Annotated in this window: 16 protein-coding genes; 10 read left to right on the top strand and 6 right to left on the bottom strand. The window is 56.4% G+C overall.

Annotated elements, in window-relative coordinates:
* From JW953_12995 to JW953_12985, 3 genes are all read left to right on the top strand, one after another.
* On the top strand, nucleotides 1-280 hold a 280-nt coding region (locus JW953_12995), incomplete at its 5' end, for a ribose ABC transporter permease (protein ID MBN1993610.1).
* Between the two features lie 126 nt (nucleotides 281-406).
* Nucleotides 407-1426 (top strand): ABC transporter permease, encoded by a 1020-nt coding sequence (locus JW953_12990; protein ID MBN1993609.1) that lies wholly within the window; start codon nucleotides 407-409, stop codon nucleotides 1424-1426.
* Nucleotides 1413-3047: an ATP-binding cassette domain-containing protein gene (locus tag JW953_12985; GenBank protein MBN1993608.1), complete on the top strand. Its 1635-nt coding sequence runs from the start codon at nucleotides 1413-1415 to the stop codon at nucleotides 3045-3047. Before JW953_12990 ends, JW953_12985 begins: the two co-directional genes overlap by 14 nt.
* 22 nt (nucleotides 3048-3069) lie before the next feature.
* Here JW953_12985 and JW953_12980 read toward each other — a convergent pair whose 3' ends face one another.
* Complete coding sequence (locus tag JW953_12980; GenBank protein ID MBN1993607.1) at nucleotides 3070-3699, bottom strand: LysE family translocator; 630 nt, start codon at nucleotides 3697-3699, stop codon at nucleotides 3070-3072.
* Nucleotides 3696-4985, bottom strand: coding sequence for an SGNH/GDSL hydrolase family protein (locus tag JW953_12975; GenBank protein ID MBN1993606.1), 1290 nt, complete (start codon nucleotides 4983-4985; stop codon nucleotides 3696-3698). Before JW953_12975 ends, JW953_12980 begins: the two co-directional genes overlap by 4 nt.
* A 177-nt stretch (nucleotides 4986-5162) precedes the next feature.
* Here JW953_12975 and JW953_12970 point away from each other — a divergent pair, with 177 nt between their 5' ends.
* The 4 genes from JW953_12970 to JW953_12955 all read left to right on the top strand — a co-directional run bounded on the left by JW953_12970 (nucleotide 5163) and on the right by JW953_12955 (nucleotide 12453).
* On the top strand, nucleotides 5163-5378 hold the full coding sequence (locus JW953_12970; protein ID MBN1993605.1) for a cold shock domain-containing protein: 216 nt from the start codon (nucleotides 5163-5165) through the stop codon (nucleotides 5376-5378).
* Nucleotides 5379-5559: 181 nt separating this feature from the next.
* On the top strand, nucleotides 5560-6654 hold the full coding sequence (locus tag JW953_12965) for a polysaccharide deacetylase family protein (protein ID MBN1993604.1): 1095 nt from the start codon (nucleotides 5560-5562) through the stop codon (nucleotides 6652-6654).
* Nucleotides 6655-6666: 12 nt separating this feature from the next.
* On the top strand, nucleotides 6667-7398 hold the full coding sequence (locus JW953_12960; GenBank protein MBN1993603.1) for a queuosine precursor transporter: 732 nt from the start codon (nucleotides 6667-6669) through the stop codon (nucleotides 7396-7398).
* Nucleotides 7399-7617: 219 nt separating this feature from the next.
* Complete coding sequence (locus JW953_12955; protein MBN1993602.1) at nucleotides 7618-12453, top strand: protein kinase; 4836 nt, start codon at nucleotides 7618-7620, stop codon at nucleotides 12451-12453.
* Here the strand turns inward: JW953_12955 and JW953_12950 are convergent.
* Both JW953_12950 and JW953_12945 read right to left on the bottom strand, forming a co-directional pair.
* Nucleotides 12399-13613, bottom strand: a complete 1215-nt coding sequence (locus tag JW953_12950; protein MBN1993601.1) for a S8 family serine peptidase — start codon at nucleotides 13611-13613, stop codon at nucleotides 12399-12401. The genes JW953_12955 and JW953_12950 overlap by 55 nt on opposite strands.
* 213 nt (nucleotides 13614-13826) lie before the next feature.
* Complete coding sequence (locus JW953_12945; protein ID MBN1993600.1) at nucleotides 13827-14531, bottom strand: MBL fold metallo-hydrolase; 705 nt, start codon at nucleotides 14529-14531, stop codon at nucleotides 13827-13829.
* A gap of 133 nt (nucleotides 14532-14664) precedes the next feature.
* Here JW953_12945 and JW953_12940 point away from each other — a divergent pair, with 133 nt between their 5' ends.
* The 3 genes from JW953_12940 to JW953_12930 are packed head-to-tail and all read left to right on the top strand — an operon-like array spanning nucleotide 14665 to nucleotide 18860.
* Nucleotides 14665-15132 carry an aminoacyl-tRNA deacylase gene (locus JW953_12940; GenBank protein ID MBN1993599.1) on the top strand — a complete coding sequence of 156 codons (468 nt, stop codon included), beginning with the start codon at nucleotides 14665-14667 and terminating at the stop codon, nucleotides 15130-15132.
* Nucleotides 15133-15135: 3 nt separating this feature from the next.
* Entirely contained in the window at nucleotides 15136-17745 is a 2610-nt protein-coding gene (gene mutS, locus JW953_12935; protein MBN1993598.1) for a DNA mismatch repair protein MutS, read from the top strand.
* Nucleotides 17742-18860, top strand: a complete 1119-nt coding sequence (locus JW953_12930) for a potassium channel protein (GenBank protein ID MBN1993597.1) — start codon at nucleotides 17742-17744, stop codon at nucleotides 18858-18860. The genes mutS and JW953_12930 overlap by 4 nt, the downstream gene beginning before the upstream one ends.
* Here JW953_12930 and JW953_12925 read toward each other — a convergent pair.
* Nucleotides 18837-21206, bottom strand: coding sequence for a DUF2079 domain-containing protein (locus tag JW953_12925; protein MBN1993596.1), 2370 nt, complete (start codon nucleotides 21204-21206; stop codon nucleotides 18837-18839). The two genes, JW953_12930 and JW953_12925, sit on opposite strands and share 24 nt — an antisense overlap.
* On the bottom strand, nucleotides 21203-23656 hold the full coding sequence (locus JW953_12920) for a DUF2079 domain-containing protein (protein MBN1993595.1): 2454 nt from the start codon (nucleotides 23654-23656) through the stop codon (nucleotides 21203-21205). The genes JW953_12925 and JW953_12920 overlap by 4 nt, the downstream gene beginning before the upstream one ends.
* Nucleotides 23657-23785: the final 129 nt, after the last annotated feature.

Below are 23785 nucleotides of genomic sequence, written 5' to 3'. Positions count from 1 at the left end.
CGCCATTGGCGGCGTGCTGATGACCGCGCGCCTGGGCGTGGCTGCCCCCACAGCCGGTAATGCTTACGAGTTAGACGTCATCGCCGCGGCAGTGGTTGGGGGAACCAGTCTGATGGGCGGCGAGGGCACCATTTTAGGGGTGCTCATTGGAGCCTTGATTATGGGCGTTCTGCGTAACGGCCTAGTGCTCACCGGGGTATCCGCTTACTGGCTGCAAGCGGTGCAAGGTTTTGTTATTGTAGTCGCCATTATGCTCGACCAGTTACGCAAGCGACGCTAACAACTCTATGTAGACTGGCCCTGTCTATATATTCCTTCTGTCGAGTCAGGTGCGGCGCGCTGCGTTAATACGGTCAGAGCGTCGCACTTTGGTTTTGAGGCGACGCTTGAGAAACGCTTAAGAAAAATGAACGAGAAAATCACCACCTTACTGCCAACCAAAAAAAAATCGGCGTTGGCTGAGATCAGCCTCAGTTGGCAGCAGGTGATCAATCGCCAGGAAGCTGTTTTACTGATCCTGCTCCTCCTCGTCTGTCTCTCTTTGGGCCTGTGGACCGACACCTTTTTTACTGCCAACAACCTCTTCAATGTAGCCCGCGCCTTCTCATGGATTGCCATTGTGGCTTTTGGCGAGAGCATCGTCATCATTATTGGCGGGATAGACCTATCGGTGGGGGCGGTAATGGCCCTGGCCGGGCTGGTCAGCGCCCATAGTTTGCGGGCCGGTTTTTCGGTGCCTGTGGCCATTATGATTGGCCTCTTGACCGGGGCGCTGGTAGGCGGCATCAACGGGGCCATAGTGGCCCGGTTAAGACTGCCGCCTTTTATTGTCACCCTGGGCACGATGAGCATTGTGCGGGGCATTGCCTTGAGCCTGACCGGCGGCTGGCCGGTACGCACCCTGCCCCCAGGCTTTCGGGCTTTGGGCCAATACGACCTGCCCGTGGGACCCTGGTTTTTACCCTTGCCCTTTCTCATTATGCTGGCCCTGGCCCTGCTGGTCAGCCTGTTGTTGAGCCAGACCGTGCTGGGCGGCTATATTTATACCCTAGGCAACAGCGAACGAGCCTTGCGGGTTTCTGGAGTGCAACCTATCCAGATCAAGGTTCTGGTTTACAGTCTGTGCGGGATACTCACCGCCGTGGGCGGCCTGTTAATGACCGCTCGCCTGGGGGTGGCCGCCCCCACTGCAGCACTGGGGTACGAGCTAGACATCATTGCCGCAGCGGTTATTGGCGGGGTGAGTTTGTTTGGCGGCAGGGGCACCATTTTAGGAGTACTGTTGGGCGCAGCCTTTATGCAAGTGTTACGCAATGGCCTGGTGCTTTTAGGATTCCCCACCTATTGGCAATCGGTGGCTATTGGGGCCATTATCCTGACCGGTATTTTGCTTGCCTCCTGGCGACGCCGGGATGTTTTGGAATAGGAAACTTATTGTGGACCCCTTGTTGAGAGTCATCAACCTGTCAAAAAGTTTTGGCACCCTACCGGCGGTGCAGCAGGTAAGTTTTGAGGTGTATCCCGGCGAAATCGTCGGCCTGGCCGGCCGGAGTGGGTCGGGCAAAACTGTTTTAGCGATGCTCCTGGCCGGTCTTTACGTGCCCAACAAGGGCGACATTTATTTTAACGGCCAGCGGTTACAATGGCCTTTCCAGGCCCGCCAATTGGGTATTGAGGTTATTCACCAGCGGCCAGACCTGGCCGAACACCTTGACATCACTGGCAACATTTTTTTGGGCAATGAAATGGGCTGGCCGGCGATGAGCAAGTGGCTAAAAATACCTCATCGGCGACGGATGGACAAAGAAGCCGCCCGCATCCTGGCCGAATTAGACGTGCATTTGACCTCGCTGCGGGAAAAGATAGCCAACCTGTCCAGCGAACAGCGCCAGATGATTGCGGTGGCCCGGGCCATGACCCATCCGTCCCGGTTGATCATTGTGGACGAACCAACCGATTTACTCAGCTATCCCTACCAACAAAAACTGCTCTCCCTGATCCAAACCTGGCCCGCGCAGGGCAAGGCCATTATCTTTTGCAGCAAAAACCTGGACCAATTGTTTGCCGTATCCGACCGTATCATTGTGCTCCGCCAGGGACAGCGCGTGGCCAGCCATCGCACCGACGAAACCAGCCGCGAAGAGGTGGTGGCCGCGCTGATTGGCGCGCCCGACCGCCAGCAGCTCACCCCCACCATCTGGGCTTTGGACAGTTTTTACCGCGCCCGCGAACAGGCCGAAAAATTGCGGCACCAACAAATGCTCTTACAGCGTAACCTGGCCGCGCAGGACAACCTCAACCAGCAGCTTATTGACCAATTGGCCCAACAAATCAGGGCGCTCGACCAGGCCAACCTGGCCTTGCAAGATGCCCAACGCCGTCTCCTGACCGAACGGGAAGAAGAACGCAAACGCCTGGCCCGGGAATTGCACGACCAGTTGATTCAAGACCTGTTGGGCGTCAATTACCACCTGGAAGAAATTGAAGCGGACAAAGATTTACAGCCAAAATTCGCCGAGGAGCTGGAAGATATTTGTAGCAACATTCGCCTGTTTGTGGACGACCTGCGCCGCATCTGTAGCAACCTGCGCCCGCCAACCATTGACAACCTGGGCCTGGGAGTGGCGCTGCAATCCTACACCCGCGATTGGAGTGACCGCACCGGCATTTCGCTGAAACTTGACCTGGATGCCAACCTGGGCCGCCTGCCCGAGGCGATTGAGTTGTCCATTTTTAGGATCATCCAGGAAGGGTTGAGCAACGTGCGCAAACACGCCCGGGCCAACGCCGTGGAGATCTGTCTCAAACACACCTCGCCGCGCACGTTGATGATCTCCATTGCCGATAACGGCAGCGGTCTGGCTGAAGGCTTTGATCTATCGGCGCTCTCGGCCAGGGGGCATTATGGCCTGTTGGGCATCAGCGAGCGGGTGGCCCTGCTGGGCGGGCGTTTGAAATTGCAAAACCAAGCCGACGGCGGATTATTTTTGCAAGTAGAGATACCTCATCCCCGCGTAGAAGCCGCTCCAGAAATAACCATAGGTTAATTGAAATTCGCAATAACCCGCCCTATTTGCGCTCAACAAAGGCCAGGCGCAGGCCCAAAACAATAAAAATAATTCCGGTCAACCAGCGAAGCCTGGGGGCAAGCCGGGGCCGATGCGACAGCCAATGGCCTATTCCCCCAGAAAAATAGCCCACGACACTTAAAAAAGCCACCCCAAACAGAGCAAAGATAAGACCCAGGGTGAACATCTGCCCGGCAACGGCATGACCATTCTGGATGACAAACTGGGGGAGAAAAGCCAGGAAAAAGAGGGCGACCTTGGGATTGAATACATTGGAAAGCATGCCCTGCCAAAAGATGGCCCGGAAATCCATCTCCTCCGGCTGGGCCAGGACGGTCAAACTGCTCTTATCTTTGAGCGCTTTGAAACCCAGGTAAACCAGGTACGCTGCCCCCACGTATTTGACCAGCATAAAGGCCAGCGCCGAGGTCTCCAACAGCACCGCCAGACCACACGCCGCAAAGGTGGTGTGGACCAAAATCCCCAGGGTCACGCCCAGGGCCGAGAGCAGCCCGGCTCTGCGCCCTTGCGCAATACCCCGCGTAATCACGTAAATCATGTCCGGCCCCGGCGCCAGGATTAAGGCCCAAGAAGCCACAAAGAACAGGGGAAAATTGGTTGGGTCAATCATTCGGCCACTCCTTTTTCAATTTCTGGTAACAAAAAATCATAGATCTCTTCAGCGGCCAGCCGGTGACCGGCTTCAGTCCAATGCTGGTCGTGACGAAAATGCAGCGGCGGCGAATCAGGCCGGGCCGCCGCCTCACGAAAAACCGGCAGTAAATCCAGGTAGGGAATACCCTGTTCCGTCAAAAAGCCGGCCAGCCGCCGGTTGGGCGCATCCAGGTTCCAGGAGAAACTTTGCATCGCCGGATTGGCCGTCAACGTGCGCTGCCAGGCTTCAGGATAAACCTGCTCCGGCGCGCCGATGATGACCACCACCAGCCTGGCCCCCCGCTTTTCCACTTCAGTTTGCAGTTGGGCCAAAATGGCCTCGGTCAGGGTCCAGGCCGCGACAAAATCCTGGTTGGGCGGGGATTGGTAAACAAAGAAGGGAAGAGGCGCGCTGGGATGGCCGGCCCGCACCACGCCCTCGCCGCCCAAAATACCGCTTGGCCCTAACCGCTGCACCACCGGCGGAATGTCGCGCAGGTAAGGCACAAGCAGGCGATACAGGTCCGACACTCGCCACAACGCATCGGACAGGCCAAGGAGGGCAGGCTTGTGACCCAGGGGCTGTTGGAGTCCGGCTTGAAACCCGGTCTGTTCCGCTTTGGTCTGAGCGTCGGATTCCTGCACCGGCGGGGGGATCAACTGCCCGTCGTCGGCAAGCGTAAAAAACTCTTTTTGCCGGCTGCCCCCGTTACGGGCAATCTCCAACGGCCCGTAACTGTTGAGCGCGTCGTTGCGGATAAAAAAGGCCAACAGCACCACGTTAGGCTGGTAGCGAAACCCTTCGGCCACGTAAAAAATGGCCTCCTGGTCCGTGCCCCAGCCGCCAACCCCGGCATTGATCACCTCAACCGGCTGGCCCAGCGAATCAGCCAGCAGCCTTTCCAACTGCTTGGGGTACGTGTCTACCAGATCAATCTGCAACGCCTCGCCAAAGGAGTCGGCCAGAGACAAAATGCGCAGAGCGCCGGTGGGGTTGTCGTAGCCAATTTCCCGGTCCCGTAACCCCCGCGCGTTGATGCGCACCTCGGCCTCAAATTCGTTGTAATCGCTGTGGAAAATGCCGCCACTGTGCGGGATGTGCCACCAACCAAACAAGGGATGGGGTTCCCAGATGGCCGGATTGGGCACAGGCGGCGGGGCCAGACCCACCACGCGCACCCCAATTTCCAAAATGAGCAGGGGCAACAGCAGGCCCCCGGCAATCAACAACAAGCGACCGGCCAGATTAGGCAAAGATTTCAAAGAAGATAAACTCCTCCAGAAGAATAAGCAGCAGTATAATCCAAAAGAGCAAGGAGGGGCAAACGGAAAGGCCAGGATAAAAATTTGACGGATTAGGCCCTCTATATTAAACTTGGGCCGGTTAATAGCCCCAAAATTTGGGGCGGCAAAAAATCAAAAAACAGGAGGGGAGGCCCAATGGAGGCACGGAAGGTTGGCACCGTAAAATGGTTCAACAAGGCTAAAGGTTACGGCTTTATCACCTACGAGGATAACCCGGAGGACGTTTTTGTTCACTATTCCGTTATTGAAATGGACGGATACCGCTTCTTGGAAGAAGGCGACCGGGTAGAATTTATGGTTGAACAAACGGCCAAGGGCCTACAGGCCAGCGGTGTCACCAGGTTAAATTGAGCAGATTCACTATTAACCCCAAAGGCCCCGTATTCACAGAACGGGGCTTTTCTTTTTAGGGTTAAGGTTGATTTGACGAGAATTGATTTGTTCGATAGAGTGCCGGGAGAAAAATGGGGGATGTGCGTCCGCCCAAATTTACAATTTCCTGTTTTTACTTTACAATAACTAGGTGAAAAGATTGCTTCCAGGCCATGAGCCTGTCCATTTTAGACCTCCTGCTATCACCAAACCAGTCTGGTTACTCCTGAGCGTTTTGGGCCTGGTTCTGTTGAGTTGCCGCATTGTCCAGCTTAACGAAACGGCTGCGCCTGCGCCGCCGGGGATTATTTTTGTCACGGCAACGCCCTCACGGGGCATAGTGTTGAGCGAAGGACAGCGCTCCCGCCCGCTACCCACGCCAGAACAGACTGCGCTCCAGCCCTTCTTTGCCGAAGCCAATGAACTGGGCAAAATTATGGTGTTGGAATACCACCGCCTCGGCTACCCGGAACTGCGCTTTCAGCGGACCCCGGCCAACTTCCGGGCCGACTTGCAACGCCTCTACCAGTCCGGCTACTACCCGGTCAACTTTGCCGATGTGGGGCGGGGTCTGCCCAATGTGCCGGCCGGGAAAAAACCCATCGTTTTGACCTTTGACGACTCCGACATCAGCCAATTTCGGGTATTAGACGACCACACCATTGACGCCGATAGCGCCGTGGGCATCATTTTGAATTTCCACAACGGACACCCCGACGATTGGCCGATCCGCGCCACCTTTTTTGTGTTGGGCAGCGACAACGCCGACTACGTCTCTATTTTTGGGCAGCCCAAATGGGCCAAATCCAAAGTGCAATTTCTGGTGAACCAGGGCATGGAAGTGGGCAGCCACACCGTCAACCACGTTAACCTGGCCGCCATCTCCGCCGAACGTATCGAATGGGAACTGGCCGTTAGCCAACACGTCATTGAAGAGTTAGCCCCCAATTATGAAGTGCAAAGTTTATCCGTGCCTTATGGCGAATTTCCCTACACAATGGACTTTCTCAAAGCGGGTCAGTGGGGCGATTACGCCTACACCTACACCGGCAACGCCGCGGCCTGGGGCGGCCCCGGCGTCTCCCCCTTTGATAGCGCCTTTAATCCCTATCGCGTAGCCCGGCTGGAAGTCACCGCAGACGCCCTGAACCACTGGCTCACCCACTTTGAACAGAATCCGCAGGCATATTACGTTTCAGACGGCGACCCTGGCCGGGTGACCGCGCCGGAAGTGGAGGCAGTGGTTCAGGAATAGGAGGATTTGCTAATGGCTTCAACAACTGGCGCCACTCGAACCTATAAATATTATGATTTTATTGTTGCTTTTTTTGTGGCGGTGCTGCTGATTAGCAACATCGCCTCGTCCGCCAAAATCATTGATTGGGGCGTAAGCATCTTTGGGTTGCCCCTGGCCTTTGACGCCGGCACGCTGCTTTTTCCCATTAGCTACATTTTTGGCGACATCTTGACCGAGGTGTATGGCTACAAAAGGTCGCGCCGGGTGATTTGGGCCGGTTTTATAGCTGCGGCCTTGATGGCCTTTTGTTTTTGGCTCATTGGCCTGATGCCCGGCGAGATTACCTGGCAAGAATATGCCGGGCAGGAAGCATACCGGGTTATATTGGGCGGCGTGGCCACGGGCGGGATTGTGATAGCCAGCCTGGTGGCTTACTTTGCCGGGGAGTTTTCCAACAGTTACGTTCTGGCCAAAATGAAAGTAGCCACCGAGGGCCGCTGGTTGTGGACCAGGACCATCGGCAGCACCCTGGTGGGCGAGGGGATTGACACCATTCTCTTTATTGTGATTGCCACCGCGCTGGGCGTATTCCCCTGGTCCATTGCCCTCACGTTGATTGTTTCCAACTACATTTTCAAAGTGATCATCGAGGTTGTTTTAACCCCCCTCACCTACCGGGCGGTCAATTTTTTGAAAGCAACCGAGCGGGAGGATTATTACGACCGGGAAACAAATTTTAATCCGTTCACACTGGTTTCCTGATTCTGACGAAGGGCGGTTTGGCCGGTTGGGGAAGATAGTCCAAACCACCTATCTTTCAGATTCATTGCCCCAAACAACATTTTTTGTGGTACAATAAAATTATTCCGTCCATTACTTTCCAGCCGCTATCTGCTTTGCTCCTCTAAAAAATACACCGGTTCCTCCGATAAGTACAAGCCAACTAATACCGCGATTGATTGAATGACGAAGGGAGGCCTGATGATGATTGACTGGCGCGGTAAACAAATCGGCAAGTACGAAGTCAAAGACCTGTTAGGTCAGGGCGGTATGGGCCAGGTTTACCAAGCCTACCATCCTGCCCTTGAACGGGACGTAGCCATCAAAACAATTTATCCCCACCTGGCCCGCGACCCTGATTTTGTAACCCGCTTCCAGCGTGAAGCCAAGTTGGTAGCGGCGCTGCGCCACCCCGGTATTGTTCAGGTACACGACTTTGACGTGGCCGACAGCACCTTTTACATGGTCATGGAATTTGTGCAAGGTGAGACCCTGGAGAAACGCCTGGCCACCTGCCAGGCCCAAGGCGAACAAATTCCCTTACCCGAAGCCTTACGCCTCTTCCAGTTGATCACCCAGGCCGTCGCCCATGCCCACAGCCAAAAAATCCTGCACCGGGACCTCAAACCGGCCAATGTACTTCTGACCCCCCAAGGGCAGCCAATTCTGGCCGACTTCGGCCTGTCTAAAATTATCGGCGCAGAGCGTTTAGCCGATACCGGTTCGGTGCTGGGCACCCCGGCTTACATGTCGCCCGAACAATGCGCCAGCGAACCGGGCGACGAACGCAGCGACATTTACGCCCTGGGCATCATGTTGTACGAGTTGACCACCGGCAGCCTGCCCTTCAGCAGCAAAACGCCCGTCGGCATCATTCTCAAACATATCTCTGAACCCCCGGCCCCGCCCCGCACCCTCAACCCCCATTTGCCGGCCGGGGTAGAGGCCATCATCCAAAAAGCACTAGAGAAAAAGCCCGCCCATCGTTTTCAGTCGGTTCAAGAGATGCTGGAGGCGCTGGAGGAAACGGTAGCCTTACCCCTGGCGGGCCTTCCCCCCCTTCCGGCGGAAGCGGAAGCCGACCGGCGCTGTCCTTACCGGGGCTTGCAGGCGTTTGAGGAAGAACACGCCGAATTCTTCTTTGGCCGCGAGGTATTGGTGGACCAGTTGGTGGACACCCTAAACACCCTCCTCTCTGACCAAGACACCCGCCAAGAAGGAACGACCCGCTTTCTGGCGGTGCTGGGAGCATCCGGCAGCGGCAAGTCATCGTTGGTGCGGGCGGGTTTAATCCCCACGCTTCGCGCCGGGGTTATCTCTGGCAGCAATATGTGGGCCATCCACATCCTCAAGCCGGACGAGCGTCCCCTGGAAGCTCTGGCTGCCGGGTTAGCGCCCGTTCTGGCTAGCCAGGAAAATCACTTAAAAGAAACACGGCGTCTGCTGGACAACCTGGCTACCGATAGCCGCGCGCTGCACCTGGCTGTCCGTTTGGCCTGGCAAAATAAATCCCCTGAACAACGCCTGCTGCTGATTGTGGACCAGTTTGAGGAGGTCTTCACCCTCTGCCAGAATGAGGATGAGCGACGCCGCTTTATTGAAAATTTACTCTACGCCGCTGCCGTGGGCAAGGGACGGGTGTTCGTCAGCCTGACCATGCGGGCCGACTTCTACCATCGTTGTGCGGCCTACCGCGACCTGGCCGCGCGTATTTCGACACAGCAGGTGCTGGTCGGCCCCATGAGTGAAGCCGAACTGCGGCGGGCCATCGAACGGCCGGCCCAGGTGGCCGGGCTGCGCTTTGAGCCGGGGTTGGTAGACACCATTCTGGCCGACGTTGCCCAACAGCCGGGCGCGCTGCCCCTGTTGCAGCATGCCCTCTTAGAGTTATGGGAATGGCGGCACGGCCAACTCCTCACCTTGCGGGCTTACCAAACCAGCGGCGGCGTGCCCGGAGCCATTGCCCAGCGAGCCGAAACTCTGTACGCTACCTTTAGACCGCAAGAACAAATCATCGTCCGGCGGGTCATGCTGCGCCTGACCCAGCCCGGCGAAGGCACTGAAGACACTCGACGGCGGGTTCACAAGAGCGAACTGCTGCCTGATCCCAAAGACCCGAAGTTTGCCGGCCAGGTGAAGGCAATTGAATCGGTGATCCACCAACTGGCCGACGCCCGGCTGGTGACAACCGGCCGCGATATCGTCACCGGCGAGGAGCAGATAGACGTGGCTCACGAAGCCCTGATCCGGGGCTGGGCCAGGTTGCGAGGCTGGCTGGACGAAAATCGAACCGCGCTCCGCACGCATCGCCGGTTGACCGAGGCCGCCAATGAGTGGGAACGGCAGCGCCGGGAAAAGAGTTACCTGTACCGGGGGGGGCGTCTGACCGAGGCTGAAGAGTTTGCCACGGCTTACGCCGCCGATATGAATCCGGTGGAACGGGAATTTTTGCAGGCCAGCATTGACCTACGCACGCGAGAAGCCCAAGAAGCCGAGCAACGCCGCCAGCAGGAGTTGATTCAGGCCCAACGCCTGGCCGAAGAACAGCGTCTCCGGGCCGAAGAGCAGACCCAGGCAGCTACCCAGCTACGCCGTCGCGCCCTTTGGTTAAGCAGCGCCCTGCTCATGCTGGGCGTGGTCTTGCTGGTGGCCCTGATGGCCTTTATTGCGGCCATTGTCTTTGGGCGACAGGCCAGCAACAACGCCGAGTTGGCTCAGGCCGAGGCAAACCACGCCATAGCGGCTGAAGGTACGGCCCAGGCCGAAGCTACGCGGGCCATTGCCGCCGAGAGTACCGCCGTAGCTGAAGCAGACCGCGCTCTCGCGGCCGAGAAGACGGCCCAAGCCGAGGCAGACCGCGCGCTCAAGGCAGAGGGCACAGCCGTAGCCCAGCGCCTGGAAACCGAACACCAACGTGAAATTGCTCTGGCCCGCCAATTGGCCGCCCAGGCCTTGACGTATATGGACGACCGCCTGGACCTGGCCTTGCTGCTAAGCTTGGAAGCCAATCGCTTTACCAACACGGTGGAGGTCAAAAGTAGTCTCCTAACCGGCTTGGAATCTGCCGGCCCCCATCTCACCGCTCTGCTGCGCGGCCATACCGACGACGTAACCGGCATTGCCTTTAGCCCGGATGGGCAAACCCTGGCTTCAAGTAGTTTTGATCGTTCTATCATTCTTTGGGATATGAACACCCGCCAGGCGCTTGGCGAGCCGATTGCTTTGCCCTGGTCGCCCGTGTCTAACGTGGCCTTCAGCCCGGATGGGCAAACCCTGGCCTCGGTTGACATCACTGGGGCCATCATTTTGTGGGATGCGGAAACGCGCGAGCAGTTGGGACAATTGAGTGTAAACCTCCCCCCCACCGGAGTCAACATGGCCGTGCAAACCATGGCCTTCAGCCCGGATGGGCAAACCCTGGCCGTAGGCAAATGTAAAGAGGTGTCGGCAGATATAGCTTGCCAGAAAGGTGAAATCCTCCTGTGGGACGTCGAGTCTCGCCAGCTTCGCGGCGAGTCGCTCACCGGCCATACCAACGACATATCCAGCGTCGCCTTCAGCCCGGATGGTCAAATCCTGGCCTCCGGCAGTTGGGACAACACCATCATCTTGTGGGATGTTGCCACCGGACAGCCCGTGGGCGACCCGCTCACCGGCCACACCAACAGCGTGAATAGCGTGGCCTTTAGCCCAGATAGAAGGATTTTGGCTTCAGGCAGTGCGGATGATACGATCATTTTGTGGGACATGGAAACCCGCCAACCCATCGGTGAACCTCTCACCGGCCACGAGGATGGGGTGTTGAACGTGGCCTTCAGCCCAGACAGCAAAATGCTGGCCTCGGGCAGCAGCGACAAAACCATCATTCTGTGGGACGTAAAAAAAGGTCAGCCAATTGGTCAACCCCTGACCGGCCACACCACGGATGTGGAAAGCGTGTCCTTTAGCCCGACAGAGAATCTGTTGGCTTCAAGCGAACTAAACAAAACCATTCTACTTTGGGACGTGTCGGCCCACGAATCCCTGGGGCGCCCCTTCACCGACCCCAAGTCATATCTACGGGCCATAGCGATGAGTCCAGACGGCCAGACCCTGGCTTCAGTTGGTTTTAATAATGAGATTGTTTTGTGGGATGCAATAAGCGGCCAGCCTATTGGTGAGCCGCTTACGGGCCACACCGACTCAGTATGGGGTATGACCTTCAGCCCGGATGGTAAAATGTTAGTTTCAGGCAGTTGGGACGATACGATTATTCTGTGGGATGTAGAAACGGGCCAGCCTAGTGGTGAACCACTGACTGGCCATACCACAGATGTAAGATGTGTAGCCTTCAGTCCAGATGGCGCAATGCTGGCTTCAGGCGACTCGGATAGTAATATCATCCTCTGGGATGTTGCCACGGGCCAGCCTATTGGCGAACCTCTGACCGACCACCATAGTAGTGTTGGAAGCATCGTCTTTAGCCCAGACGGCAAAATCCTGGCCTCGGCGGGGGGCAATCTCATCCTCTGGGATGTTGCCACACAGCAACCGCTTGATGTTCCTCTAGTCGGTCACACCAACTACGTGGGTAACGTTGTTTTCAGTCCGGATGGCCAGATGTTGGCCTCCGGTGGCTATGACCAGACCATCATTCTTTGGAACGTAGCGACAGGCCAACCCCTTGGCCAACCACTTGTCAGCCACACAAGAAATATCCTTGATATGGCCTTCAGCCCAGATGGCCAGATGTTAGCCTCGGCCGACCCTGAGGCCATCATCCTATGGGATGTAGCTTCCGGCCAACCCATTGGTCAGCCTCTCGATGGCTCAGCATTCGATATTCTTTTCAGTCCAGATGGCAAAACATTAATCTCAGCAGATAATGGGATTACCCTATGGGACGTTGATTTTGTATCGTGGCAAGCCCGGGCCTGCCGGATGGCTAATCGCAATCTGACCCAGGCCGAATGGGAGCAGTTTATTGGGGCGGATACACCGTATCAACGCACTTGCCCCGACCTGCCTTCAGGTGAGGCAGCCCAAAGTGCGCCGTAAACGTCTATACAACCTCGTCCTGTTTCTTCATTCCAACCGGCGATGTAATCATAACCCGCCACCGGCCGGGCGTATGTTTCAATGTAACTTTTTACCTGGGTTGCGCTCAACGAGGGGTCTACGGCAAAAAGAAGGGCGGCCAACCCGGCTACCTGGGCCGCGGCCAGCGACGTGCCTCGCTGGGGTTTATACCGATTGTGTAGCGCTGTCGTCCAAATATCAACCCCCGGGGCTACCACATCTAACGCTCGTCCATAATTGCTGCCTTCGTTACGGTTGATGAACATTCGCTGACCTCGCTCGTCAAGAGCGCCAACGGCAATCACCGGGGTCATTGAAGCCGGAAACGAAACCACACTTTCATTGTTGTTGCCAGCAGCCGCCACTATCACCACTCCTTGCGCAAAGGCATACCAGACTGCATCCTGCACACAACGGCCCAGCGATTGCGAAACCGGGCTTGAGGACAGGCTCAAGTTGACGACTCTGGCTTTATTATCCGCCGCATACCTGATACCGTGGGCCAGGAAATAGGCATATTGGCCTTCACTACAAGGACGAAAAGAGTCAAGCCCTTTTTGGCCGGTTCTGACTCTCACCGGCATGATTTGGACTTTGGCATTGACCCCATCAACGCCGCCATTATGGTGCATGGCGCCAATAATTCCGGCCACCATTGTCCCGTGTTCTGCGCCATCCGCTTCACCCGGCATGGGGTAGCCGTCGTTATCTATAAAGTCCCACCCATAATCATCGTCGGGGTAATGATTGTGGTCATTGTCCAGCCCGTCGTTGGGAATTTCAGCAGGATTGGTCCAAATATTGGGGGCCAGATCGGGGTGGGTATAATCTACGCCGGTGTCAACTACAGCCACAATAACGTCGCTACTACCCGCAGTGATGGCCCAGGCCTCTCGCGCCCGAATCTGATCCAGATGCCACTGTTGCGAAACCAGGTCTATTGGCCCTGGCCTTGATTCAATTTGCCGGGTGAGGGGAAGATAGTTGGTAAGCAATGAGGCCATAATGACCAACGACACCCCCATAAAGAGCAACCAGTCGGGCGTGGGCAGCCAATCCGCCAGCATGCGCTGCATCACAAAGGTTGGACGGTCCGGCCTGATGAACACCGATACATCCGGGGAGTATTTTGCATTCATCGTTCCACCTTAAGGTAACATTCAAGAGGCATAGCCCCTTCTGCGCAAATGTAGTGACTATTTTTTAATTTCCGCCCATCTACTAACAATATAACCTTGCGGCCAGAGTAAGTCAAGCATTAAAATTCGTGACCTTCTCAATAATGCAGGGATTGTCGGGAGTAGAAGAAGTCGGCAGGGTGAATACCTCCGGCCCCGACGATAAGATCAAGATCATCCTGAAAAATCCCACTTCTTGCGGAACCGCTCCGCCGCCCCGCCCACAATCGCCCGGCCGTGGCCAAAACAGGCTACCGCAAAATCCAGCTTGGCCAGTTTGGCCAGGCTGCGTTTCCCTTCCGCCAAATCTTCATAAATAACGGACCAACCCAGACTAAACATATTGCTGGCTACGTCTGCGGCAAAAAGCACGCCGCCGTGCTGCGGCCAGAGAAAGGCTAACTGCCCGGCGCAGTGTCCCGGCACGTGGATGGCCTTAAGCCCGCCGGCCATGTCCAACTCATCGCCATCCTGGACCTCATGCTCAATTTCAGCGGGGTCAATGCCCGACGGCCCGCCGCGCATCAACAACCGCACCATGAGTTTAGCCGCCAGGCTTGGCCCCGGTTTTGCCGGGCGCATTGACTCGCCTTGCCGCACCATTGCCGCATCGAGCGGGTGCATATAAGCAGGCGCGCGGCTTATCTCTTTTAAGGCGGCCAGACTGCCGGTGTGATCGGCGTGGCAGTGTGTCACCAAGATGTGGCGGATGTCGGTTGGTTGTTTACCCAATTCTTGCACAGCTTGGATGATCTTGTCGGCGCTGCCGGGGATGCCGGTATCAATGAGGGTTAGCCCATCGTTGTGGTCAATCACAAAGGCGTTGACTATACTCAGGGAAATAGCATAAACGTTTGGCACAATTTCTTTTACGGCCATGAGGTTTCTCCTTTTGCTCGGTAATAATGTGGCCTGTTTGGATTTTTGGCCATTGGGGAAGTAGTATAAAGCAAAGTTTTGGACTGGCCAAAATAATGCTATAATGAACGTGAATAGCCCAAGGGAACGGTGAATGGCTCAAAAACTCAATTCTATGCGCATTTTGGACCAACAAAAAATCAGCTACACGGTGCATGAGTTTCCCGCTACCATTCACTCTGCGGTTGGCATGGCCGACCACATGGGTCGTCCGCACGAGATGGTCTACAAAACCCTGGTCGTGCTGTCATCTCAGGGCAAGCCGATGCTGGTGATGATTGCCGGGAACCGGGAGTTGAATTTGAAAAAAGTAGCCCAGGCGGTGGGTCAAAAAAAAGTGCAAATGGCCCCCCACAAGAAAGCCGAAACCTTGACCGGCCTGCAAACCGGCGGCATCTCGGCCCTGGCCCTCCTGCCCAAAAATTTTCCGGTCTATCTGGACCGGCCCGCCCTGGCGTTGGAGCGGATTTTGGTCAGCGCCGGTAAACGAGGCGTTAACCTGGAACTGCCGGTGCAAGATTTGATCAAAGTGACCAAAGCTACAGTGATAGAGGCCACCTAAAGTATGACCACACCTGTCCGCCGCCAATATCTTTCCATCAAAAAACAATACCCCGATGTCATCCTCTTTTTCCGCCTGGGCGACTTTTATGAAACGTTTGACGAGGACGCCAAACTGGTTTCCAAAGTGCTGGACATTGTGCTGACCTCGCGCAATGTTTCCAAAGGCCAGCGCGTGCCCCTGGCCGGCATCCCCTACCACGCCGCCGAAAATTATATTGCCCGGCTGATCAAGGCCGGTTACAAAGTGGCTATTTGCGAACAGGTGGGCGACCCGATTAAAGGATTGATGCCGCGCGAAGTGCAGCGCGTTATTACCCCCGGCACGGTAGTGGAATCGGCCCTGCTGACCGAGAAAGAAAACAACTACCTGGCCGCGGTGGTGCTGGCCTCTGAACGGGCCGGCATTGCTTACGTAGACATTACCACCGGCCAGTTTGCCGCCACCGAGTTGCAGGGCCAAGACATTGCCCGCCTGGTCTTCAACGAAATCAGCCGCCTCAAACCCGCCGAGATCATCATTCCCAACCAGGCCGGCGCCGAACCTTTGCGCCCGCTCAATATCCCCTGCTCCCTTTACGACGCCTGGCGTTTTGAAACCGAAACCGCGCAGCAAGAATTGCTGCGCCACTTTGAGGTGGCCACCCTGGCCGGTTTTGGCCTGGGCGGCAAACCTTTGGCTATTCGAGCGGCCGGGGCCATTATTCAATACGTGGCCGACACCCAAAAGCAGGCTCTGCCCCACATGACCCACCTGAACGTTTACACCACCGACACCTTTATGACCCTGGACGCCGCCACCCGGCGCAACCTGGAATTAACCGAGACCATTCGTTCCGGTAAGGTTGAGGGATCGCTGCTGGGGGTGCTGGATAAAACCATCACGGCTATGGGCGGGCGACTGCTGCGGGCCTGGTTGCACCAACCCCTGCTAGACGTTGAAGCCCTGAACGCGCGCCTGGATGCGGTGGATTTTTTCTGCGCACACACCCTGGCCCGGAGCGACATCCGCAGCCAACTCAAAACAGTGGCCGACCTGGAACGGCTGACCCACCGGGTTTGCCAGGGCATTGCCCAACCCCGCGACTTACTGGCCGTTCGCCGCAGTCTGGAAGCCGTACCGGCGATCCAACAAATTCTGGCGGAGGTTGCGCCAGGGGATAAACAAGCCCCATTCACTCAGCTTAAACTTGACCCCTGCTCTAATATCGCCCAACTCATTGCCCAGGCCATTGTTGACGACCCCCCGGCGGTTGTTTCCAAAGGCGGCTTTATCCGACCCGGCTTTTCCGCCGAATTGGACAGCATCCTGGCCGGGTCCCGTGAAGCCAGGGAGTGGGTGGCCAACCTGGAACCGGTTGAACGAAAGCGAACCGGCATCAAAACGCTCAAGGTCGGTTTCAACCAGGTTTTTGGCTATTATCTTGAAGTGACCCACGCCCATAAAAACCAGGTGCCGCCGGAGTACATTCGCAAACAAACCCTGGTCAATGCCGAGCGTTACATTACCCCGGAGTTGAAGGAGTACGAGAGCCTCATTCTCAATGCCGAAGAACGCCAGCTTGAAGTGGAAACCCGGCTCTTCAAAGAAATCTGCGCCCACCTGGCCGGCGCGGCGGACCGCCTGCTGTCCACCGCCCAGGCCCTGGCTTATTTAGACGTGGTTACAGCCCTGGCCGAAGTGGCCCTAAAAAACAACTACGTCCGGCCCACCCTCAGCAACGACGACAAACTGGAAATCGTCAACGGCCGCCATCCGGTGGTAGAGACTATGCCCCTAGTTGACCCCGACGGCCTGACCATTTCCTTTGTGCCCAACGACGTGCGCATGTCGAGCGAAGAATTAATTCACCTCATCACCGGCCCCAACATGAGTGGAAAATCAACGTTTTTACGTCAGGTGGCCTTATGTGTGTTAATGGCCCAAATCGGCAGTTTTGTGCCGGCAGATTCCGCCCGGATTGGCCTGGTGGACCGCATTTTTACCCGCATTGGGGCGCAGGATGAGATTCACGCCGGGCAGAGCACCTTTATGGTAGAAATGGTGGAAACGGCGATCATTCTCTCGCAGAGCAGTAAACGTAGCCTGCTGATTTTGGACGAGGTAGGCCGGGGCACCAGCACTTACGACGGCCTGGCCATTGCCCGGGCCGTGGTGGAATACATTCACAACAATCCCAAAATCCGGGCCAAAACCCTCTTTGCCACCCACTACCACGAACTGACGGAAATGGCCCAGTATCTGCCTCACGTAAAAAATTACAACGTGGCCGTGGCCGAGGAGGGCAGCCGGGTGATCTTTTTGCACAAAATTGTGCCCGGCGCGGCGGACCGTTCCTACGGCATCCACGTGGCCCAGATTGCCGGTATTCCCAAAACCGTGGTTGACCGGGCCAACGAAATTTTGGAAACCCTGGAAGGCAACGCCAGCTTTAAGGAAAGTAAAGAACAAACGCGCCAGGCCATGGCCGGGGTGCAGCAATTATCGCTCTTTGGCCCGGAAACGCATCCCTTGATCGAGGAAATCAAGGCCCTGGACGTTGACTCGATTTCACCGCTGGAGGCGCTCAATAAGCTGTATGAGCTTAAGCAGCGGGCCAACCAAGACCCATGAAAAAATCATTCACCCAACAGTACACCTATTACGTTCACCGCCCGGTGCGGGCCTATTTTAGAATGCCCGGCTCTAAAACGTTTGGCATTTTGCTGGTTCTTTTTGTCATTCTCCTGGTGGTGGCCGTAGAAGATTTAACCTGGTATTACGTGCATCCAGACACCGGTCAGGGGCTTGATACTCTGGCGGCCTCTTACGCGGTGTTGACCCTGCTGGTGTTTGAAAACGCCTTCCCCCTGCCCGAGGCCTGGACCACCCGGCTGATATTTTTTATTGTGCCCATTGCCGGGATTTTGGTATTGGGCCAGGGTTTGGTTCGCCTGGGCAGCAATTTATTAAGTAGAGACACATGGAACAGAGCAATGGCATCAACTTTTAAAGATCATACGGTGATTTGCGGGTTGGGCAAAGTCAGCACCCGCGTGGTCCGGTGGATTTTAGACATCCATCAGGAAGCGGTGGTGATTGAGTATAACCCAACCAATCGTTTTATTGAAGAAGTGCGTAGTTGGGGCGTGCCGGTTATTATTGGCGATGCCCGCCGCCCGGAGGTATTGCACGATGCGGCCATTGCCCACGCCGAATCCATTGTGCCCTGCACCAACGACGACCTGATCAATTTGAGCATTGCCCTGCAAGCTCGCCGGTTGGTGCCAAATATTAAGGTGGTGCTGCGCATGGTTGATGTGGAAATGGCGGCCAACGTGCGCAGCGGCTTTGGCATCCACACCGCCTTCAGCATCCCCGAACTTTCCGCGCCCGCTTTTGCCGCGGCCTCCACCAGGGTGCCCCTGGATTACGCTTTTTCCTTTGGCGAGGGTGAAGAGCGGGGCCTGCTGACCATTACCAGCTTTACCCTGGTGGAAGAATCTGTTCTGGTGGGTTACACCGTGGCCAGGTTAGAAACGGAATTCAACGTGGCCGTGATCGCCCATCGCTGCCAGGGCAAGTTTGAGCTGCACCCGCCGGATGATACGGTTTTATGCACCGGAAACCGTTTTATCGTGTCGGCCTCGCCGGAGGCCATTACCCAAATTGCCCGCCTTACCCCGCCCACCCGCGAGATGGACCGTTATAAACAGGGACGCTGGTCAATTCAACGTAACCGGCCCTAACTCAACCACGTCCGCCACCGGCGCGCCGTTTTTCAGCACCGGCAGGCGCTCCAGGGTTTGCCAGTAATACACCCCCACCCGGAGGTAATAGGTTCCGGGCGACAGGCCGGGTGGCAGGGGCAGCACGTGGCGGTCGCGCAGTTTTTCGCCGGGCTGCCAGGTGGTGGTGGGGATGGAGACGTCCCACTCCGGCTGGCCGTCATGCTGGGCCACCAGATTGCCGTCGATATCCAAAAGATGAGCAAAAACGGTGTAATCGTGCCCCATCAGTTCCAACGCTTCCCAGTAGAGGGTTAAGTTTAAGGCTTGACCCTCTTGAGAAACGCCATATCCCAACAACTTCATTTTATGCCCCAGATTGTATTCCACCTCATTCGGCGGGACAAGGTCCTGGTCGGAGGGGACAATTTGCGTCAGCTGTCGCCCTTGCCGCTCAAAAGAGGCCAGCCGCGCCCAGGTATTGGTTTCAAAACGGCGCAGGCCCGGCGTGGGTTGGTTGACCCACACCTTGAGCCGTTGGTTCCACTGCGCCCAATCCTGCCCGGCCAATACGCCTACGGCCAAGCTCCACTGTTGGCCCAACGTCCAGGGCAGGGTTTGCGAGATCACAATTTCGCCGGGCGACCACTGCTGCGGCGGATACCATAGTTGGGTGGTCATAGGGCGCAACGAGGTGTCTTCAATCACCGCCCCCTGCTGGTTCATAAAAAAGGGATAAAGCCGCAGGTCGCTTTTGATGGGTTTAAGGGCCTGCCAGTAAAAGCGGACGCCGGTTTCCTGCCAGCGCGGCTCGTCCAGCACGTCAAAACCAAGCAGGCGCAGCTCGTCGCCAAATTGCACGTCAAGGGGATATTGGGGCGCGGCGGCGGGAACGCGGGCAAAATCATAAAAAGAATCGGGCAGGGTGGCATTTTTTGCGCCCCGCTGCAACAGAATATACCCGTCCGTGGCCTCAACAATGCCAAACTCGCCCGCTTTGAGCAGCGTTTTAACCTCATCCCGGTAATTGTTGGGATGGAACGGCACGGTATCGGCGGTCACGTCAAGCAGGATGTACTCCGCTTCGTGGATGTCGGGAAACACGTAGGCAATGGTGCGGTGGCTCAAGTGAGGATAAAGCCGGTTCTGGGCCGAGATGGGCGCGCCGGGCGGAATCCGGTTGACCAGGCGTTGGCCTAATTCGTCGTGAGCCGTCACCTCATAGCGGGGAGCGTCAAACAAAAGGGGAGAGTAGCCAAAAAAGAGATGCCATCCCCCTGACACGGCCAATAAAATCAGGCCCAGCAAATCGCCAAAATTAACCCGTGAGCGGGGCCAGAGATGTTCGAGTCCCTGCTTGAGCAGAATCATGCCCCAGAGCGTAGCCCAAATCAACCAGGGCGTCACGTCGGCCACGTAATGGCCACGGGCGGCGTTGAACATGGCCGGGTTGTTGCTAAGCAAGTTGATGGCAAACGAGGGCGCGCCGACCAGCAACACCGGCAATCCCAGCAGGGGCAGGAAGGCAAAGGGGGTGAAGAGATCGCGCAAATAGGTTATTTTGGCGGGTTGCCACAGGTTTTGCAGCACCAGGTCGGGCCGGGTAAAAACAGTGGTAACAATGGCCAGGGGGTTGTCGCCAAAATCGGCGTAGTAGTGCAGAAAAATATGATCGCTGGTGACACTGTAGGTTGGAATGACCCAGTACATCACCACCAGGAACCAGGCCACGCCCAGGCCAATGGTGAACAGCCCCAACCGCCAAGCCCGGTGGCGAATAAGGGCGTACAGTCCCAAAAACGTGACCTGGAGCGGGATTTGTTCTTTACAGGCCATGGCCAAAATGATGAACAAAATGAACCAGGCTGTTTTGCGTTTTTCTAAAAAGTAAAAGGCAAACATCAAAAAGGCAAAGGCCAGGGCCGGAGGATGAAAATCGGACAAAGTGACCACCTCTGTACCCGGAAAGAGGAGGTAGGCCAGCAGCAGGCTTAACCCGGCCAGGTTACTTTTTAGCTTTTCTCGGCCCAACCAAAAGACCGGCAGTCCGGCCAGGCCGATGAGAGCTGCCTGCAAAACCAGCAGCGTTTCCGGGCCGTTGTGGAGCAGGTACAGAGGGGCGGGCAGCAGCAGAATAGGGTCGGCGTGGTTGGAGAGATGCAAGAGGGGGCGGCCGGTAGAGGTGTAAAAGAAGATGCGCCCGTGCAGGGTGTTCCAGACCACTTGGTTGTAGACGCCCAGGTCGAACTCGCTCAAAAAGGCCCGGTGCCGTTGAATGGCCAGCCAGGAAAAGGTGATGATGAAGATTAGAACCAACCCTCCGGCCACAACATGGGGCCAGGCTTGTTTTGGGATCAGGTGTTTCATTTGACGGTTATGATACCAACTTCAATAAAATCTTCTCCCGCGCCGGGTAATTCATCGGCGGTGGTTACGGGCACGCGCTCTCCGGTGGGGGGATAATACCAGCCCATAATCAAACGATATTGACCGGCCAACAAGTCAGGCGGCAAATCCAGGGTTTGGGCATCCACCACCGGGCGCTGGGGTTTCCAGGCCGTGGTTGGCAAAAAGCCCAAGCTATCTTGCGGAATCCAATCTAACTGGGCGACCAGATTGTCCTCGTTATCCAGCAGATGCGCAAAATTGGTCAAGCTAAATGAAATGGATGTATCGCTTTGCCAGTAGAGGGAAAAAGGGATGGCTTGACCGGGTTGAAAGGTTTGATTGGGCAGGTCAACGCCCAAAAGGCGGATGTGACCGCCAAAGGTGACCTGGCGAGGATGCTGCGGCCGGCTTGAACTGGCCAGGGGAGCGAAGATGTGGACCGCATATCTGCCGCTCTGGTAAAAAGTAGCCAGCCGGACCCAGGTATTTTGCTCAAAAAGGTAAAGGTCATCATCGGCCTGAGTAACCGGCAGGCGCTGTGTCTCGTCGGTCCAATCCTCTTGGGCGACGCCCACGGCCAGCGTCACCTGGCCCGTAAATGTTTGGGGCAGAGTGCGGGTGATAATCACTTCATCCGGCGACCATTGCGATGTGGGATACCAGATGGGAGCCACCAAAGGTTTGGCGGAAGGGTCGTCTACCAGATTTCCCTGGCGATCAATAAAAAAAGGCCATAGAACGTAGTCTTGGGCCAGCGGCTCCAGGGCTTGCCAGTACAAGGTGATGACGACCATACCCCGGCGGTGCGGGTCCGGCTCAATTTGATAACCCAGCAGGCGCAACTTGTCGGCAAAAACAATATCGGTGGGATGGGCGGGCCGGAATGAGGCGGGATCGTCCACACGGGCGAAGTCAAAAAAAGGATCGGGCATGGTTTTGGGCAGGTTGGGCCGGTTTTTGGCTAAAAGCAAGTAGCCGTCGTAGGCGTCAACAACGCCAAAATCTTTGGCTAAAAACTGCTCAATCCGGTGGCGCAAATCCAGGGGATGCAGGGGCCAGGCGTCTTCGGAAACGTCAAACACCAGGTACTCGGCGTCGTTCACGCGATCAAAGATATAAATTTTTTGGCGCTGACTCAGGTGCGGCACCAAGCTGTCCTGGGCCGAGACTGCCGCGTCTGGGGGGATTTGAGCAAAAATTTGCGCGGCGGCGCGGTGATGAGGGGTGATGGCTTCCCAGCCCCGGAATTGGCCGCCGCCAGAAAAAAAGCCGTATTGGGCATGATAAATCAGCGTGGCCAGCAACAGGGCCAACCCCAGCAGAGTATAGACAACGGCAGGTGAAAGCAGGCGGTATTTGTCCGCCAACCAGCTTTTTAGATTGGCCACCCCATAAATACTGCTAATGAGAATGGCCGGGACCAGGGGCGCAGCGTAGATGAGGCGGTTGGCTTCTTGCATGGGCGTAAAGTTGCTCAAAAGGTTGATGCCCAACGAGGGCAGGGCCAGCAGCAACGTGACCGGGTTGAACAGGGCCGTGAACGCGGTGGGGGTCAACAGTAGACGGAGGTAGGTGAGCGCGTTGGCGGCCTGTAATTGCGCCAGGAACAGGCGCGGTTGGCGAAATAAATTAAGCAGGATGTCGGGCGCAGACGCGCCCAGGTGATCGTAGCGGTCCCAATGGATGTTGCGGGTGTCGGCAAAAAGGGGAGGGATCACAAAAACGGCCAGTAAAGCCCAGGCCAGGGCCAGACCAATGGTCAAACCACCCCAGAGATAACGACGCTTAATGACCAGGGCATACAGCCCCATCATTAGTATCAGCAGGCTCACGTCTTCTTTGCAGGAGACCGCTAACACAGCAAACAGGGCAAAAAGTTTGGGGCGTTCTGTTTCCAGAAAGTAAAAAGCGGCCAACAGAAAGGTGGGGGTTAAAGTGATGGGATGGAATTCTACCATGTTGGCCCCCTGGATGGCCGGGAACATTAAATAGATGAAGGCGAACAGCAGGGCCAGATGATGGTTGTGGAGCTTATGGCGAGCCAGGGCAAACACAGGGATCGCGCCCAAGGCCACCACGATTGATTCAAAAACAAAGAGGGTTTCCGGGCCGCTGTAAATAAGGTAGAGCAGCGACAGAGGCAAAAAGATAGGTTCCACGTGCAGCCCCAACCGGCTGGTGACAAAGGGGTGGTTGGTTTGTTGGAAAAAACGGCCATGCAACGTGTTCCAGGTGGCCTGGTCCATACTGGCTACGTCCATGGCCCGGGTGCCAAAGGAATAATGGTGCAGTAGCAGTTGCGCAGAAAAAAAAACCGCATAGGCGGCCATCATCAGCGCCAGGATGAAATAGGGGTAAGCACCAGGGGTAAGATATTTAATGCGCCCATCGTTTTTAGGCATCGTCCGGTTGCAGATGGTCAGGGCCAAGCCTCTCGCCTTGCCATGTCATTCTAAGACCGTCATTCTGAGGGTTCCATAAGGCCGGGGCCTTATTCAACCGGAAAAGAAACGAATGGGGGGGCACCCCCCAAGCCCCCCGGCCTACCGGCAGTTTCT

The organism is Anaerolineae bacterium (assembly GCA_016931895.1).
In the GTDB taxonomy this organism is placed as follows: domain Bacteria; phylum Chloroflexota; class Anaerolineae; order 4572-78; family J111; genus JAFGNV01.
This window is presented reverse-complemented; position numbering and strand designations above follow the sequence as displayed.

Excerpts from the sequence above, each read along its gene's own strand:
- JW953_12990 (MBN1993609.1), top strand. The coding sequence starts at position 407 with ATGAACGAGAAAATCACCACCTTACTGCCAACCAAAAAAAAATCGGCG.
- JW953_12985 (MBN1993608.1), top strand. The coding sequence starts at position 1,413 with ATGTTTTGGAATAGGAAACTTATTGTGGACCCCTTGTTGAGAGTCATC.
- JW953_12980 (MBN1993607.1), bottom strand. The coding sequence starts at position 3,699 with ATGATTGACCCAACCAATTTTCCCCTGTTCTTTGTGGCTTCTTGGGCC.
- JW953_12970 (MBN1993605.1), top strand. The coding sequence starts at position 5,163 with ATGGAGGCACGGAAGGTTGGCACCGTAAAATGGTTCAACAAGGCTAAA.
- JW953_12960 (MBN1993603.1), top strand. The coding sequence starts at position 6,667 with ATGGCTTCAACAACTGGCGCCACTCGAACCTATAAATATTATGATTTT.
- JW953_12955 (MBN1993602.1), top strand. The coding sequence starts at position 7,618 with ATGATGATTGACTGGCGCGGTAAACAAATCGGCAAGTACGAAGTCAAA.
- JW953_12950 (MBN1993601.1), bottom strand. The coding sequence starts at position 13,613 with ATGAATGCAAAATACTCCCCGGATGTATCGGTGTTCATCAGGCCGGAC.
- JW953_12945 (MBN1993600.1), bottom strand. The coding sequence starts at position 14,531 with ATGGCCGTAAAAGAAATTGTGCCAAACGTTTATGCTATTTCCCTGAGT.
- JW953_12940 (MBN1993599.1), top strand. The coding sequence starts at position 14,665 with ATGGCTCAAAAACTCAATTCTATGCGCATTTTGGACCAACAAAAAATC.
- mutS (MBN1993598.1), top strand. The coding sequence starts at position 15,136 with ATGACCACACCTGTCCGCCGCCAATATCTTTCCATCAAAAAACAATAC.
- JW953_12930 (MBN1993597.1), top strand. The coding sequence starts at position 17,742 with ATGAAAAAATCATTCACCCAACAGTACACCTATTACGTTCACCGCCCG.
- JW953_12925 (MBN1993596.1), bottom strand. The coding sequence starts at position 21,206 with ATGAAACACCTGATCCCAAAACAAGCCTGGCCCCATGTTGTGGCCGGA.